At 74.2% G+C, this 508-nt stretch carries 1 protein-coding gene; it reads right to left on the bottom strand.

Annotated elements, in window-relative coordinates:
* A partial coding sequence (locus PI246_RS18425) for an ATP-binding cassette domain-containing protein (RefSeq protein ID WP_320552782.1) occupies positions 1-508 on the bottom strand: 508 nt, incomplete at both ends.

Here is a 508-nt window from a genome sequence, read left to right as displayed (position 1 = left end):
CCAGGGCCAGGCGCCGCGCCTGGCCGGCGGACATGGTGGCGCCGTTTTCGCCGAGCCAGGCGTCGAGGCCACCGACTTCTTGCAGCCAGGCGTCGAGCCGCACGTCGGTCAACACTCGCTGCAGCCGCGCATCGTCGGCCGCGGGATCGCCAAGGCGCAGATTGTCGCGCACGCTGCCGGCGAACACCGGCGCGCCCTGCGGCAGCCAGGCGATGCGGCGGTGCCACTGCGCCTCGGCCACGTCACGCAGGTCGACGCCGGCATAGCGGACGCTGCCCTGTTGCGGATCCCACAGCCGCAGCAGCAGCGCCGACAGGGTGGTCTTGCCGCTGCCGCTGTCGCCGGAGAGGGCGATGCGCTCGCCCGGCGCGATGCGCAGGGACACACCGTCGAGTACGCGCCGCGCCTCGCCCGGCCAGGCGAACACGACGTCATCGAACTGCACCTCGCCGGTCGCCGGCAGCGACTGCGGATGCGCCGGGTCGAGCACTGGTGGCGCCTGCCCGGC

The organism is Luteibacter sahnii, from assembly GCF_034063545.1.
Taxonomy (GTDB): domain Bacteria; phylum Pseudomonadota; class Gammaproteobacteria; order Xanthomonadales; family Rhodanobacteraceae; genus Luteibacter; species Luteibacter sahnii.
The sequence above is the reverse complement of the archived record's forward strand: the minus strand, read 5'-3'. Positions and strand labels throughout refer to the sequence as shown.